Source organism: Streptomyces sp. NPDC002265 (assembly GCF_040296125.1).
GTDB lineage: Bacteria > Actinomycetota > Actinomycetes > Streptomycetales > Streptomycetaceae > Streptomyces.
In genome coordinates, this window is sequence record NZ_JBEOWS010000037.1 from 15,487 (window position 1) to 29,895 (window position 14,409).

Annotated in this window: 14 protein-coding genes and 1 tRNA gene; 9 read left to right on the top strand and 6 right to left on the bottom strand. The window is 71.5% G+C overall.

All coding sequences use genetic code 11. From position 1 onward, the window contains the following. The first annotated feature begins 74 nt into the window (after positions 1–74). The 9 genes from ABT085_RS09690 to ABT085_RS09730 all read left to right on the top strand — a co-directional run bounded on the left by ABT085_RS09690 (position 75) and on the right by ABT085_RS09730 (position 10,155). On the top strand, positions 75–959 hold the full coding sequence (locus tag ABT085_RS09690) for a hypothetical protein (RefSeq protein WP_351604047.1): 885 nt from the start codon (positions 75–77) through the stop codon (positions 957–959). Between the two features lie 274 nt (positions 960–1,233). Continuing rightward, positions 1,234–1,998, top strand: a complete 765-nt coding sequence (locus ABT085_RS09695; protein ID WP_351604049.1) for a YcnI family copper-binding membrane protein — start codon at positions 1,234–1,236, stop codon at positions 1,996–1,998. A gap of 74 nt (positions 1,999–2,072) precedes the next feature. Next, positions 2,073–2,723: an SCO family protein gene (locus ABT085_RS09700; protein ID WP_351604051.1), complete on the top strand. Its 651-nt coding sequence runs from the start codon at positions 2,073–2,075 to the stop codon at positions 2,721–2,723. Beyond that, the gene (locus ABT085_RS09705; RefSeq protein ID WP_351604053.1) at positions 2,720–3,199 is read left to right on the top strand and encodes a copper chaperone PCu(A)C; all 480 of its coding nucleotides are present in this window, start codon (positions 2,720–2,722) and stop codon (positions 3,197–3,199) included. Before ABT085_RS09700 ends, ABT085_RS09705 begins: the two co-directional genes overlap by 4 nt. Before the next feature lie 13 nt (positions 3,200–3,212). Then, the gene (locus ABT085_RS09710) at positions 3,213–5,237 is read left to right on the top strand and encodes a copper resistance CopC/CopD family protein (RefSeq protein WP_351604055.1); all 2,025 of its coding nucleotides are present in this window, start codon (positions 3,213–3,215) and stop codon (positions 5,235–5,237) included. An 8-nt stretch (positions 5,238–5,245) separates the two neighbouring features. Continuing rightward, on the top strand, positions 5,246–6,544 hold the full coding sequence (gene efeB / locus ABT085_RS09715; protein ID WP_351604057.1) for an iron uptake transporter deferrochelatase/peroxidase subunit: 1,299 nt from the start codon (positions 5,246–5,248) through the stop codon (positions 6,542–6,544). Between the two features lie 61 nt (positions 6,545–6,605). Further along, positions 6,606–7,538 (top strand): prephenate dehydratase, encoded by a 933-nt coding sequence (gene pheA, locus ABT085_RS09720; RefSeq protein WP_351604060.1) that lies wholly within the window; start codon positions 6,606–6,608, stop codon positions 7,536–7,538. 533 nt (positions 7,539–8,071) lie between these two features. Further along, complete coding sequence (gene serS / locus ABT085_RS09725) at positions 8,072–9,349, top strand: serine--tRNA ligase (protein ID WP_351604063.1); 1,278 nt, start codon at positions 8,072–8,074, stop codon at positions 9,347–9,349. Then, positions 9,346–10,155, top strand: coding sequence for an HAD family hydrolase (locus ABT085_RS09730; RefSeq protein ID WP_351604065.1), 810 nt, complete (start codon positions 9,346–9,348; stop codon positions 10,153–10,155). The genes serS and ABT085_RS09730 overlap by 4 nt, the downstream gene beginning before the upstream one ends. Positions 10,156–10,194: 39 nt before the next feature. On the opposite strand, the gene ABT085_RS09735 is transcribed toward ABT085_RS09730, so the two are convergent. From ABT085_RS09735 to ABT085_RS09760, 6 genes are all read right to left on the bottom strand, one after another. Continuing rightward, positions 10,195–10,280 (bottom strand) — tRNA-Ser (locus ABT085_RS09735). Between the two features lie 264 nt (positions 10,281–10,544). Next, the gene (locus tag ABT085_RS09740) at positions 10,545–10,793 is read right to left on the bottom strand and encodes an SGM_3592 family protein (protein ID WP_351604067.1); all 249 of its coding nucleotides are present in this window, start codon (positions 10,791–10,793) and stop codon (positions 10,545–10,547) included. Between the two features lie 83 nt (positions 10,794–10,876). Then, complete coding sequence (locus ABT085_RS09745) at positions 10,877–11,596, bottom strand: ABC transporter permease subunit (protein WP_351604069.1); 720 nt, start codon at positions 11,594–11,596, stop codon at positions 10,877–10,879. A 10-nt stretch (positions 11,597–11,606) separates the two neighbouring features. Then, the gene (locus ABT085_RS09750) at positions 11,607–12,518 is read right to left on the bottom strand and encodes an ABC transporter ATP-binding protein (RefSeq protein ID WP_351604071.1); all 912 of its coding nucleotides are present in this window, start codon (positions 12,516–12,518) and stop codon (positions 11,607–11,609) included. Then, complete coding sequence (locus tag ABT085_RS09755) at positions 12,515–13,426, bottom strand: ABC transporter permease (RefSeq protein WP_351604073.1); 912 nt, start codon at positions 13,424–13,426, stop codon at positions 12,515–12,517. The genes ABT085_RS09750 and ABT085_RS09755 overlap by 4 nt, the downstream gene beginning before the upstream one ends. Beyond that, entirely contained in the window at positions 13,416–14,390 is a 975-nt protein-coding gene (locus tag ABT085_RS09760; RefSeq protein WP_351604089.1) for an ABC transporter ATP-binding protein, read from the bottom strand. Before ABT085_RS09760 ends, ABT085_RS09755 begins: the two co-directional genes overlap by 11 nt. Between the last annotated feature and the right edge of the window lie 19 nt (positions 14,391–14,409).

Here is a 14,409-nt window from a genome sequence, read left to right on the forward strand (position 1 = left end):
GGTTCCCGGTGTCCCGGCTCTCGAGCCGCCCTGCCGTCGGGACCCGAGGGGGCCGGTGCGATGATGGGGCCGCCATGTCTGCCCCCCACCCACGCACCATGCGCACCGGAAGCGGTCTCCGGCTGCTGCGGGCCGCGGTGTTCGCCGCGGTCTGCGTCGTGCTGGCCGCGTGCGGCCACGCCCTCGCCTCCTGCGCGACGGTGCCTCTGTGGACGCTGGGTGCGGGGTTCCTGGGCGCGCTGGCGGTCGTGGCACCGCTCGCCGGCCGGGAGCGCTCGCTGGCCGGGATCACCGCACTGCTCGCCGCCGGCCAGACCGTGCTGCACGTGCTGTTCGGCCTGGGACAGCACGGCGCCATGGGCTCCGCGTCCGGCGCCATGAACATGAACTCCACGATGTCCATGGGGTCGACGGGGTCCACGGCCGGCTCGCTGTCCGACGCCGCGCTGATCCAGCAGGCCGCGCACATCCTGTGCGGAGGCACCGCCTCGGCACTCAGCCCCGCCCAGGCCCAGCGGATCCTCGCCGACGCGCGGCTCTACCCGGGAACGGGGACCGGCACGGCGACCGGCACCGCCGTCGTGCACGACCCGGCGGACGCCCTGTCGACCGCCGCCGACTCCCTCGCCTCGCTGCTGCCCTCACTGCCGATGCTGCTCGGCCACGCCCTCGCGGCGCTCGCCGTCGGCTGGCTGCTGCGCCGGGGCGACAGCGCCGTGCTGCGGCTCGTCGAGCTGTCGGCGCAAGGAGTCACCGAGGGGGCGCTCGTGCGTTCCCTGGGCAACGCGCTCGCGCTGGTGCGCGCCCTGCTCGCCGGACTGCCGGTCGCGCCGGAGGCAGGCCCGCGCCCGCCCCGTACCGACGCGCCCGCCCGGCCCGAGCCGCGCACCGCCGCCCTCCAGCACTCGGTGATCAGACGCGGTCCGCCGGCCGCGACGACACTCGCCCTCGCTGCCTGACACGACCGGCCGAGCCACTTCGCGGGAGTTCCGCGTGGCGAGGACAGCCGTCGTCGTGCGGCACGCGCGCGTGCGCCCGTGATGTCCGGCCGGCCCGGGGATCACCCACCCGTACGCGCACCCCTCGTCATCGTCATCGCCGGAATCCACCACCGGAGTCCACCGGACCCGTCGGAACCGTCGGAGTCCACCGGACCCCGTCGGAGTCCACGGAGCCCACCGGACCCCGTGGCGGATCCCGCGCCGCAACCACACGAAGTGGAGTGCTCCCTTCATGCAGGCTTCCCGTATCGCCGCCGCCGTCGCCCTCGCCGGTTCGGCCGTTCTGGCCCTGTCCGCCCCGGCCTTCGCGCACGTCAGCGTGCAGCCGGAGGGCGCGGCCGCCAAGGGCGGTTACGCCGTCGTCGACTTCAAGGTCCCCAACGAGCGCGACAACGCCTCGACCACCAAGCTCGAGGTCGCCTTCCCCGCCGACCACCCGCTGGCCTCGGTGATGCCGCAGCCGATCGCCGGCTGGACGGTCCAGGTCACCAAGTCCAAGCTGGCCAAGCCGCTGGACCTGCACGGCAAGAAGATCTCCGAGGCCGTCACCAAGGTCACCTGGACCGCCGACGGCAAGGGCATCGAGCCCGGCTACTTCCAGAAGTTCCCGCTCTCCGTCGGCACGCTCCCCGAGGACACCGACGAACTCGTCTTCAAGGCGATCCAGACGTACTCCAACAACGAGGTCGTGCGCTGGATCGAGGTGCAGGAGGACGGCGCGGAGGAGCCCGAGAACCCGGCTCCGGTGCTTCAGCTGTCCGCCGCCACCGAGGACGGCCACTCCCACGGCTCGGCCTCCGCCAAGGACGCCTCCGCCGAGCACGACGACGCCAAGGCGGCCGCGAGCGGCAGCGCCGAGGCCGCACCCGCCGCCGACAGCTCCGACACCACCGCCCGTGTGCTGGGCGTGGTCGGCATCGTCGTCGGCGTGGCCGGGGTCGCGTACGGTGTGGCCGCCGGCCGCCGCCGCGGCACCGACAGCAACGCCCGAGCCTGACCTTCACTGCTGTGCACCGGGGGTCGTACGGCCCCCGGTGCACGGCGCGGTTCACACATCTGGGACATTTCTCTATGCGCAAGAAGACGTTCGCGGCGGCCGCGCTGCTCGCCGCCGCCACGCTGACGCTCTCCGCCTGCGGCAGCGGCGACAAGGGCGAGGGTCCTGTCACCGTCGTCTCCGAGGAGACCTCGCAGCAGGCGGCCACCGTGCTCGACCAGCCCTTCGAAAAGCCGGACCTCGTCCTCACCGACACCCGGGGCAAGTCGTACGACCTCCGCAAGGAGACCGCCGGCCGGCCCACGCTCATCTACTTCGGCTACACCAACTGCCCCGACATCTGTCCGCTGACGATGAACAACCTCGCCGTCGCCAAGAAGCAGCTGTCCAAGGCCGACCAGGACAGACTGCGGATCGTGTTCGTCACCACCGACCCGCAGCGGGACACCCCGGCCGCGCTCGGCGCCTGGCTCAAGGGCATCGACCCCCAGGTCGTCGGCCTGACCGGCGACTTCGCCACCATCCAGGCCGGGGCCCGTAGCGTCGGCATCACCGTCGAGGCACCGCACCAGGACAAGAACGGCAAGACCGTCTCCACGCACGGCACCCAGGTCATCGCCTTCTCGCCGAAGACCGACGCGGGCTATCTGGTCTACAGCGACCAGGCCACCGTCGACGACTACACCAAGGACCTTCCCAAGATCGTCAAGGGGGAGAACCCGTGAGGCGCCGGGGCACCGCCACCGCGGTGGCGGCCGGGGTGACCCTCGGGGCACTGGTCCTGGCGGGCTGCGGCGGCCCGGACTCCGATGCCGCGGGCGCCTCGGGGGCCGAGCTGTCCGTCAGCTCCGCCTACATGCCGCAGCCGGTCTCCGCCTCGATGGCCGCGGGCTTCCTGACCATCGCCAACACGGGCTCCGCGAAGGACGAACTGACCTCCGTCACCAGTGACATCGCGGGCAGCGTCACCGTCCACGAGACCGTCGGCACCTCGATGCAGGAGGTGACCTCCCTCGACGTACCCGCCCACGGGCGGCTCGTCTTCGAAAGCGGCGGGAACCACCTGATGTTCGAGAAGCTGAAGCGCAGGCCCACGCAGGGCCAGAAGGTGACCGTCGAGCTGCACTTTGCGCAATCCGGCCCTGTCACGGTCGAGATACCGGTGAAGTCGGCTACGTACAACCCCAAGACCGGGCACTGAGGGAGGGACCACCTTGACACAGACCATCGCCCCACGCGTGCGCACCCTGGTGCTGCTGTTCCTGGCCGTCATCGGCGCGAGCCTCGTCGCCGCCGGTCCGGCCTCCGCGCACGCCGCGCTGACCGGCAGCAACCCCGCGCAGGGGGTGGTGGTCGACAAGGCACCGACGCAGATCTCGCTCACCTTCTCCGAGCAGGTCGCCCTGTCCGACGACGCGCTGCGCGTACTCGACCCCAAGGGCAAGCGCGTCGACACCGGCAAGCCGGCCAACACCAGCGGCACCACGTACGCCGTGGGGCTGCACAGCGGACTGCCCGACGGCACCTACACCGTCACCTACCAGGTCGTCTCGGCGGACAGCCACCCCGTCGCCGGCGCCTACACCTTCTCCGTCGGCGCTCCCTCGCGGACCGCGGTCTCCGCCGACGGGCCGACCGTCGGCGGCGGGGTGGTCGGCTGGCTGTACGGCTTCGGGCGGTACCTGTCGTACGCCGGTTTCATCGTGCTGACCGGCGGGGCCGCCTTCGTCCTCGCCTGCTGGCAGCGCGGCAGCGGGGTGCGGGCCGTGCAGCGGCTCGTCGTCTCCGGCTGGATCACGCTGACCGCGGCCACCCTCGCCCTGCTGCTCCTGCGCGGCTCCTACACCGGCTCCGGCAAGGTCGGCGACATCTTCGACCTGAACCTGCTCGGCACGGTCCTCCAGACCAAGACCGGCGCCGCACTGGTCTCCCGGCTGCTGCTGCTCGCCGCGGCCGCGCTGTTCATCGCCGTGCTGTTCGGGGCCTACGACAAGCGCGAGGCCGAGGAGAAGCGGGACCTGACCTTCGGGCTCGCGCTCGGCGGAACCGTGGTGGCCGCCGGGCTCGCCGCGAGCTGGGCGATGGCCGAGCACGCCTCGACCGGCCTCCAGCCGGGCATCGCCATGCCGGTCGACGTCGTCCACCTGCTGGCCGTCGCCACCTGGCTCGGCGGGCTGGCGACCCTGCTCGTCGCGCTCTACCGGGCCCCCGCGCACACACCCGTCGACAGCCAGGCCGTACGCCGCTTCTCGGCGGTCGCCTTCGGCAGCGTCCTGGCTCTCGTGGCGACCGGTGTCTACCAGTCGTGGCGTCAGCTGGGCTCCTGGTCGGCCTTCACCGACACCGCCTACGGCCAGCTGCTCCTCGTCAAGATCGGCCTGGTGGCGCTGCTCGTCGGCATCGCCTGGGTCTCGCGCCGGTGGACGGCACGGCTGTCCGACTCGCCGACGGCCCACGCCCTGGTGAAGCCGCGCGAGGACCGGGACGGCACCTCGGACGAGGAAGCCATCTCGGACGAGGACGACGTCCAGCAGGCCAAGGAGCCCGCGGGAGCGCGGAAGGGTTCCGTGTCCGCGGCCACGAAGACGGCCACCGGCGCGAAGGCGGCGGGTGTCCCGGAGGCCGGCGCGAAGGCGGCGACCGCAGGGGCCCCCGAACGCGCCGCCCAGCTCGCCCGGCAGCGTGCCGCGGTCGAGGCCGCCCAGCAGAAGCGGCTGCGCGACGCCGACCCCGAGCGCCACGGGCTGCGCCGGTCGGTGCTCGCCGAAGCAGGCGTCGCCGTCGTCCTGCTGGCCGTCACCACCGTGCTGACCCAGACCGAACCCGGCCGTACCGAGCAGGACGCCAAGGCCGCCACCGGGTCCTCGTCGTCCGCCTCCTCGGACCCCTCCGCCTCGGGTGCGGTGACCCTCGACATGCCCTTCGACACCGGCGGCAAGGACGGCAAGGGCGTGGTGACCGTCGACCTCGACCCCGCGCGGGTCGGCGCCAACGAGATGCACGTCTACGTGGAACGGCCCAACGGCCGCGGCTTCGACGTCCCCGAGGTGAAGGTCGCCTTCACCCTCGCCGCCAAGAGCATCGGCCCGCTGCCCGTCGTCCCCGACCACATCACCACCGGACACTGGGCGGCGAGCGGGGTACAGCTCCCCATGGCCGGCGACTGGAAGATCGCCGTGACCGTGCGGACCTCCGACGTCGACCAGGTGACCGTCTCCAAGAACGCGCAGATCGGCTGAACCGCACCATGCCTGACCCGTCCATCCCGCAGACCCGTACCCCCGAGGCCGCCCCCGGGGCTGACGGCTCCGCACCGGCTCCCGCCGCCGGGGGCCTCACCCGGCGCACGCTGCTCGGCACCGCCGGCGCCACCGGGCTCGTCCTCGGCGCGGCGGGCGCGGCCGCGGGCTACGCCGCCGCGCCCGCCGAGGCCACCCCGCTCACCGCGCTCGGCACCGGCCGGGCGATGTTTCACGGGAAACATCAGCCCGGCATCACCGAGGGCCTCCAGGCCCGTGGCCATCTCGTCGCCTTCGACCTGACGGCCGGTGCGGGCCGCAGGGAGGCGGCCGCGCTGCTGCGCCGCTGGTCGGTCACCGCCGAACGGCTGATGTCCGGCGCGGCCGCCGCACACGACGACACCGGCGTGGCCCGGGACGCCGGTCCGTCCTCGCTCACGCTGACCTTCGGGTTCGGCCACAGCTTCTTCACGCGGACCGGGCTGGAGAAGCAGCGCCCGGTCTCCCTCGACCCGCTGCCCGACTTCTCCTCCGACCACCTCGACAAGTCCCGCAGCGACGGCGACCTGTGGGTGCAGATCGGGGCCGACGACGCCCTGGTCGCCTTCCACGCCCTGCGCGCCGTCCAGAAGGACGCGGGCAGCGCTGCGCGGGTCCGCTGGCAGATGAACGGCTTCAACCGCTCGCCCGGCGCCACCGCGCGCCCCATGACCGCCCGCAACCTCATGGGCCAGCTGGACGGCACCCGCAACCCCAAGCCCGCCGAGTCCGACTTCGACCGGCGGATCTTCGTGCCCGCGTCCGGTTCGAAGGACCCGGCCTGGATGTCCGGCGGCTCCTACGCCGTCGTACGCCGTATCCGCATGCTCCTCGACGACTGGGAGCGGCTCTCGGTCGCGGCCCAGGAGCAGGTGATCGGACGGCGCAAGGACACCGGCGCGCCGTTGTCCGGGGGCGGCGAGACGACCGCGATGGACCTGGAGAAGCGGGACTCCGCGGGCGATCTGGTCGTCCCGCTCGACGCGCACGCCCGGATCACCCGGCCCGACACCAACGGCGGCGCGGCCATGCTCCGGCGCCCCTTCTCGTACCACGACGGCATCGACCCGGACGGCACGCCGGACGCGGGGCTGCTCTTCGTCTGCTGGCAGGCCGACCCGCTGCGCGGCTTCGTACCGGTGCAGCGCAAGCTCGACCGGGGCGACGCGCTGTCGAAGTACATCCGCCACGAGGCCAGCGCGCTGTTCGCGGTGCCGGGCGGCGCGGCCGAGGGGGAGTACGTGGGGCAGCGGCTGCTGGAGGGATGAGCCCCGGCCACCGGTCGAGACGGGCACGCCGGTTGCCTGCACGGGCCACTAGGGTGAGGCCATGCCAGCCAGTTATGCGTATCTCGGCCCCGAAGGCACCTTCACCGAAGTCGCCCTGCGGACCCTCCCGGAAGCGGCGACCCGGGAGCTGATCCCGTACGTGTCCGTGCAGTCCGCGCTGGACGCGGTACGCACCGGCGAGGCCGAGGCCGCGTTCGTGCCGATCGAGAACTCCGTCGAGGGCGGCATCACCACCACCCTGGACGAGCTGGTCGCGGGCGCGCCGCTGATGATCTACCGCGAGGTGCTGCTGTCCATCACCTTCGCGCTGCTGGTCAAGCCCGGCACCCGGTTGTCCGACATCAAGACGGTCACCGCGCATCCGGCCGCGCAGCCGCAGGTGCGCAACTGGCTGCGGGCCAACCTCCCGAACGCGGTCTGGGAGTCGGCCGCCTCGAACGCGGACGGCGCCCGCCTGGTCCAGGAGGGCCGCTACGACGCGGCTTTCGCGGGGGAGTTCGCGGCCGCCCGCTACGGTCTCGAACCGCTGGAGACCGGCATCCACGACGCCGAGAACGCCCAGACCCGGTTCGTGCTGGTCGGCCGGCCCGCCCGGCCCGCGGCTCCCACCGGCGCGGACAAGACGTCCGTCGTGCTCCGGCAGCGCGACGACCACCCGGGCGGACTGCGCGACCTGCTGGGCGAGTTCGCCACCCGCGGCATCAACCTCATGCTGCTCCAGTCCCGTCCGACCGGCGCCGGCATCGGCAACTACTGCTTCTGTGTCGACGCCGAGGGGCACATCTCCGACCGACGGGTGGCGGAGGCGCTGACGGGGCTGAAGCGGATCTGCCTGGAGGTGCGGTTCCTCGGTTCCTACCCGCGCGCGGACATCGGCGTCGAGGACGTACGAGCGCTGCCCCGGGGGACGTCGGACGCGGAGTTCGTGGAGGCGGCGGACTGGGTGGCGCGTTGCCAGGACGGCCGTTTCTAGTCAGGTCGGTCCGTTCTCTGCCGCATTCTGGTTATCCACAGGCGTTATCCACAGGTCCTCATCTCGACCTGGGGACAAGTCGACAGTGAAGCACCATTCAGTCGACAAATCGGCCCACAGGGCCCGAGTGCACCCTCACCCTGATGGACCACCTTTCGTCCACCCTTTTCCTTCGATCAACCCTTTAGGGTGAACTCTTTCCACTCGAAAGTGTGGGGAAATGGGGTTTACGCCGAGAAACCAGAGCCCCGCCAGACGGGCCGGAGTGATCAATTCCAACATCCACAGATCATCCTCACAGCCTGTGGATAACTCGTCGGGGGTGTGGACGCCTGTGGACAGCCGCGTCCCAAACTCCCGCCCTCCACAAGGCAATCCGGTCAGCCGCCGCCCGGGACGTGCTCCGCCCGGACAGGCGGGTCACTATTTATTGACACGCGAGATATTTCGCCCATGAGTGAACGTAAGCGGCGAATCGCATCTGCCGGAATCTGAGTCGTAACCGGCAACCGCGCACCGGTAGCCTTGAGCGCGTGATTGACCTTCGCCTGCTCCGTGAGGACCCCGACCGTGTGCGCGCCTCCCAGCGTGCCCGTGGAGAGGACGTCGCGCTCGTCGACGCTCTCCTGTCTGCCGACGAGCGGCGCAGGTCGTCCGGCGTCCGCTTCGACGAGCTCCGCTCCGAGCAGAAGGTGCTCGGCAAGCTGATCCCCAAGGCCTCCGGCGACGAGAAGGCCGAGCTGCTGGCCAAGGCCGGCAAGCTGGCCGCCGACGTCAAGGCGGCGGACGCCGAACAGAACGAGGCGGACGAGCAGACCAAGAGCCTCCTGCTCCAGCTCGGCAACCTCGTGCACCCGGACGTCCCGGTCGGCGGCGAGGAGGACTTCGTCGTCCTGGAGACGCACGGCACGATCCGCGACTTCGGCGCCGAGGGCTTCGAGCCCAAGGACCACCTGGAGCTCGGCGAGTCGCTCGGCGCCATCGACGTCGAGCGCGGTGCCAAGGTGTCCGGCTCGCGCTTCTACTACCTGACCGGCGTCGGCGCACTCCTGGAGCTCGCCCTCGTCAACGCGGCGATCGCGCAGGCCACCGAGGCCGGCTTCACCCCGATGCTGACCCCCGCGCTGGTCCGCCCGCGCGCCATGGAGGGCACCGGCTTCCTCGGCCAGGCCGCGGAGAACGTGTACCACCTGGAGAAGGACGACTACTACCTGGTCGGCACCTCCGAGGTCCCCCTCGCCGCTTACCACATGGACGAGATCCTCGACGCCGAGAAGCTTCCGCTGCGGTACGCGGGCTTCTCGCCGTGCTTCCGCCGCGAGGCCGGCACGTACGGCAAGGACACCCGCGGCATCTTCCGCGTGCACCAGTTCGACAAGGTCGAGATGTTCTCGTACGTGGCCCCCGAGGACGCCGAGAACGAGCACCGGCGGCTCCTGGAGTGGGAGAAGCAGTGGCTGACCGGCCTCGAACTGCCCTTCCAGGTCATCGACGTGGCCTCCGGCGACCTCGGTGCCTCCGCGTCCCGCAAGTTCGACTGCGAGGCGTGGATCCCGACCCAGGGCAAGTACCGCGAGCTGACCTCGGCCTCCAACTGCGACGGCTTCCAGGCCCGCCGGCTGTCCGTCCGCATGCGCGACGGCAAGAAGGTCCAGCCGCTCGCGACGCTCAACGGCACCCTGTGCGCCGTACCGCGCACGATCGTGGCGATCCTGGAGAACCACCAGCTGGCCGACGGCTCGGTGCGCGTGCCCGAGGTGCTCCGGCCCTACCTGGGCGGCCGTGAGGTCCTGGAGCCGGTCGCCAAGTGAGCACCACCCCGGACTTCCCGTACCGGCTGATCGCGACCGACCTCGACGGAACGCTTCTGCGTTCCGGCGAGTCGGTGTCGCTGCGCACGCGTGACGCACTCGCCGCGGCCACCGCGGCGGGCGCCGCGCACATCGTGGTGACCGGACGGGCGGCCCCCTGGACCCGGCACATCCTCGACGACCTCGGTTACCGGGGTCTCGCGGTCTGCGCCCAGGGCGCCCAGGTCTACGACGCCGGCGCGCACCGGCTGCTGACGTCGGTGACCCTGGACCGGCAGCTCGCGGCGCTGGCCCTGGCCAAGATCGAGGCCGAGGTGGGCCCGCTGTTCCTGGCGGCGAGCCGCGACGGTCTGGACGGCGAGGTGCTGGTGGGCCCCGGTTACGCGGTCACGGGCGCGCTTCCGGCCACCCCGTTCACGGACGTCTCCGACCTGTGGAGCGCCCCGCTGAACAAGATCTACATACAGCACCCGACGCTCACGGACGACGAGCTCGCCGAGGCGTCCCGTCAGGCCGCGGGCGGTTTCGTCACGGTGGCGATGGCGGGGCACGGCATCGTCGAGCTGCTGCCGCTGGGGCTGTCCAAGGCCACCGGCCTGTCCCTGGCGGCCCGCCGCCTGGGTCTGAAGGCAGCGGACACGATCGCCTTCGGCGACATGCCCAACGACATCCCGATGTTCGGGTGGGCCGGCCACGGCGTCGCCATGGCCAACGCCCACGAGGAGCTGAAGGCGGTCGCCGACGAGGTGACGTCCTCCAACGAGGAGGACGGTATCGCGGTGGTGCTGGAGCGGTTGCTGGGCTGAGCCCTCGGGCTTCTCGGTTCTCTCGGGCTCTCGGTTCTGCGGAGGATGCACGGATCGAACGTGCGCGGGGGGACACCCCGACCTCGGCTTAGCAAGCCGGTGCCTTGCCTCTCGGCCAATCCTCCGGGTGGGCGGCCCACGCGAGTGCGATTCGCGTGCTCGAAGCGGCCGCCCCGGGCAGCTCACCAGCAGGGCGGAATCGACGGAGGTGACTACTCCGGAATCCGCCGCACGCTGCCCTGCCGGGAGCTGGACGTACTGTCGTGCATGGACATCGTCCCGCTCCTCTCCCAGATCGTGGCGCCGGCTCGGGTCCGGCCGCTCGGACATCACCACTGTGCCCGACCGCCGTACCCGACGCCACCGAATATCGGGGGCCCGCGCGGCCGCTACCGGCGCCGCCATCTGCGGCGCCGGGCCTTGCTGAAGAACCATCCGGCGGGCGGTTCGTCGGAGCGCCAGGGCTGCGGCCCGGGCTGCTCCGCCCGCCAGCGGGCGGCGAGCATCCGGGCCCGCGCGGACGGCTCGGCCGTCTCGGCGGCCCGTATGAACCCCTCGTCCAGGACGAGATCGTCCCAGCCGTCGCCGTCCGGCGTGCCCGCTTCGCGATCGTCGTCCCGCGGTGTCTCCTCTGCCATGCCCGGCCCTCCCAGCCGTCCATCCGTTCTGCCCAGTGTGCGCCGACCGGGATGAAGCCGCCGTCAGGGCCGGGGCCCGGCCGCTACTCCTCGCCGGCGAGGGTCAGCGTGCGCAGCTTGCGGCCCGCGTACCAGGTGGCCAGCACGGTGACCGCGACCAGCAGGACCGTCGCCGTGGTCAGCCCGACGTCGGAGGTGACGAGGTCCCCGCCGGCCACCTTGTGGGCGACGGCCAGCGACCACTGCTGGACGCTGAGCGTGCGCGCGCCGGGCACCAGGGAGCCGAACAGCGCCTCCCAGACCAGGGCGTAGACGAGGCCGAAGACCACCGCGTGCCGGGACACCGTGCCCAGCAGCAGGAAGAGCGCCGCGTAGGCGATGGAGGCGACCAGCGCGGCCACCGTGTAGGCGACGGCGATCTGCTGCCCGTTGCCGTTGAGGATCAGTCCGGCGAGCAGGGTCGGCAGCGCCGAGAACACCATCGTCACCGCGATCGCCACGATCAGCTTGGTGAAGATGATCGTGGGCCGCTTGAGCGGCTTGGACAGCAGGTACACCACCGAGCCGTCGTCGATCTCCGGGCCGATCGCTCCGGTGCCGGCGATGACGCCGATGATCGGCACCATCGTGGCGAGCGCCAGCCCGCCCAGCACGTCCGCCGCGGTCTGGTCGTCGGCCCCGGTGAGGGCCCGGACGGCCACCGAGATCACGATCAGCAGCAGCGGCAGCGCGCCGAGGACGAGGGCCCGCTTGCGGCCGAGCAGGGCCCGGTAGGTGAGCCGGGCGACTGTGGGGTCGTACATGTTCGGCCTCCTACGCCGCGACGAGATACGAGAAGACGGACTCGAGGGACTCGTCGGACGGCGAGACCGTGAGCAGCCGGATGCCGTGCTCCCTGGCCACCCGGGGCAGCAGGGCCGTGAACCGGCCGAAGTCGACGGCCTGGACGCGCAGTGCGCCCTCGGCGAGATCGACCTCGATGCCGGACGTCGACGGGTCGGCGATCAGCGCGGCCGCGAGGGCGCGGTCGTCGCTGGAGCGCACCAGATAGCGGTGCGGGCGGTCGGTCATCAGACGGCGGATGCGGCGGAAGTCGCCGCTCGCCGCGTGCCGGCCGGCCACGATCACCTCGATGTGCCGGGCGAGCTGCTCGACCTCCTCCAGGATGTGGGAGGAGAACAGCACCGTGCGTCCCTCGTCGCCCATGCGCCGCAGCAGGTCCATGAGCTGCATGCGCTGGCGCGGGTCCATGCCGTTGAACGGCTCGTCGAGCAGGAGCAGGGACGGCTCGTGGACCAGCGCGGAGGCCATCTTCACGCGCTGGCGCATGCCCTTGGAGTAGGTGGAGATCTTCCGGTCCTGGGCGTACTCCATCTCGACGGTGGCCAGCGCCTTGCGGGCCGCCTTGTCGCCCAGTCCGTGCAGTTCGGCGTTGGCGACGACGAACTCGCGCCCGGTGAGGAAGTCGTACATCGCCTCGCGTTCGGGGACGATGCCGATCTGCCGGTAGATCTGCTCGTTGCGCCACACCGGCCGGCCGTCGAGGGTGACGGACCCGGTGGAGGGGGCGAGGAAGCCGCCCATCATGTTGATGAGGGTGGACTTCCCGGCGCCGTTGGGGCCGAGCAGGCCGGTGACGCCGGGACCGATGGTCATGGTGATGTCGTTGACGGCGACCACGTTGCCGAACCAGCGGGAGACGTGGTCGATGCTGAGCGTGGTCACAGTCCGGCCTTTCGGTAGCGGCGCATCAGAAGGCCGTAGCAGGCGGCGCTCAGGCCCAGGACGGCGAGGACGTACACCACGCCCTGTGCGTGCGAGGGGCCGACGCCGCCGGGGAACGACGAGGTCGCGCCGAGGAAGGCGGACTGCACTCCGTCGATGAGCGTGATGGGCGAGAACAGGCCGACCCAGGGGATGACGTTCGCGCTGTCCTGGACGTCGGCGATCGCCTGGAGCGTGGAGACCGCCCCGTAGGAGATGGTCAGTACGGCGATGACGGCGGCGATGCCGAACCCGCGGCGCGGGGTCAGGGCGGCGATGACCAGGCCGATACCGGCGAACAGCACCGACAGCAGGGCCACGGCGAGGAGTCCCTGCGCGAATCCCTCGGTCTGGTCGCCGAAGTCGAGCTTGGCCAGCAGCGCGCCGACGTACAGCACGAGCAGCGGGGCGGCGGTGAGGGCGAACAGCGCCGAGGCCAGGGCCGCGTACTTCGCGAGGACGTAGTCGGAGGTCTCGATCGGCCGCGAGAAATACAGCGGGACGGTCCTGAAGCGCAGGTCGCGCGAGACGGACTGGGGCGCCTGCGAGGCGACGTACAGGCTGATGACGGCCTGCATGACGATCGCGTAGCGCGTGTAGTCCAGCGGCAGGTCCTTGGCCTTGGTGAAGACGGCGACGGCGACCATGATGGCGGCCGGCACGCACATCACCACGAACAGCAGCATCGGCAGCACCTTGGACTTGACCGAGCGGCCCAGTCCGTACGCCCCGCGCAGGGACTGCGAGTACAGGGAGCGGCGGGCGTAGGCGCGGCCCAGGCGCGGGCCGTCGTAGCCGCGGTAGCCGATGTCGTGGATACGGCTCTGGTCACCCGCCGGGACGGGTGCGACGGGGTGCTCAACCGTCATGGCCGACCGCCTCCTTGCGCTGTGTGTCGCTGTCCGTGTCGTTCTTGAAGACCTCGGAGATGTGGTGTCTGCGCTGCTCCATCCGCACCAGGCCGAGACCGAGGTCGGCGACGACGTCGCGGACCAGGTCGTACGTCTGCTCGCCCTGGGCGGTGAGCAGCAGGACGTGGCCCGCGCCGGGCAGTCCGCCGCTGCCGTCGACGACCTCCGCGCCGCGCGCGTGCAGCGCCTCGCGCACCGCGCGGGTGCCGTCGGGGTGCTCGTCGGTGTCGGTGACCTCGATGGCGAGCGTGGTGGTGGTCTGGGTGAAGTCGGTGGTGGAGCTGGAGCGCAGCAGTTTGCCGCCGTCGATGACGACGACGTGGTCGCAGGTGCGCTCCAGTTCGCCGAGGAGGTGCGAGGTGACCAGGACCGAGATGCCGAAGTCCGTGTGGATACGGCGGATCAGGCCGAGCATGTCGTCGCGGCCCACGGGGTCGAGACCGTTGGTCGGCTCGTCGAGGAAGACCAGCTGCGGGTCGTGGACCAGAGCCTGGGCGAGCTTCACCCGCTGCTTCATGCCGGTCGAGTAGCCGCCGATCGGACGGTAGCGCTCCTCGTACAGACCGACGTGGCGCAGGGTGTCCGCGGTGCGCTCGCGCGCGGCGGTGGGCGGCAGGCCGGACATGCGGGCCATGTGCACGACGAACTCGGTGGCCGAGACGTCGGGCGGCAGGCAGTCGTGCTCCGGCATGTACCCGACGCGTTCGCGGATGGCGGCGCCTTCGGTGGCGACGTCGAGGCCGAACACCTCGGCACGGCCCTCGGTCGCGGGGGACAGACCCAGCAGGATCTTGATCAATGTGGACTTGCCGGCTCCATTGGCTCCGACGAGCCCGGTCACACCGGGGCCGACGTCCACGGAGAGCCGGTCAAGCGCGGTCACCCGGGGGAACCGCTTGCTCAGGCTTTCGGTCGCGATCACAGTCACGTCGTCGACGGTA

What these genes read in the sequence shown, in the direction of transcription:
- ABT085_RS09695 (WP_351604049.1), top strand. Translation starts at nt 1,234, where the DNA reads ATGCAGGCTTCCCGTATCGCCGCCGCCGTCGCCCTCGCCGGTTCGGCC.
- ABT085_RS09745 (WP_351604069.1), bottom strand. Translation starts at nt 11,596, where the DNA reads ATGTACGACCCCACAGTCGCCCGGCTCACCTACCGGGCCCTGCTCGGC.
- efeB (WP_351604057.1), top strand. Translation starts at nt 5,246, where the DNA reads ATGCCTGACCCGTCCATCCCGCAGACCCGTACCCCCGAGGCCGCCCCC.
- ABT085_RS09700 (WP_351604051.1), top strand. Translation starts at nt 2,073, where the DNA reads ATGCGCAAGAAGACGTTCGCGGCGGCCGCGCTGCTCGCCGCCGCCACG.
- ABT085_RS09755 (WP_351604073.1), bottom strand. Translation starts at nt 13,426, where the DNA reads ATGACGGTTGAGCACCCCGTCGCACCCGTCCCGGCGGGTGACCAGAGC.
- ABT085_RS09740 (WP_351604067.1), bottom strand. Translation starts at nt 10,793, where the DNA reads ATGGCAGAGGAGACACCGCGGGACGACGATCGCGAAGCGGGCACGCCG.
- ABT085_RS09690 (WP_351604047.1), top strand. Translation starts at nt 75, where the DNA reads ATGTCTGCCCCCCACCCACGCACCATGCGCACCGGAAGCGGTCTCCGG.
- pheA (WP_351604060.1), top strand. Translation starts at nt 6,606, where the DNA reads ATGCCAGCCAGTTATGCGTATCTCGGCCCCGAAGGCACCTTCACCGAA.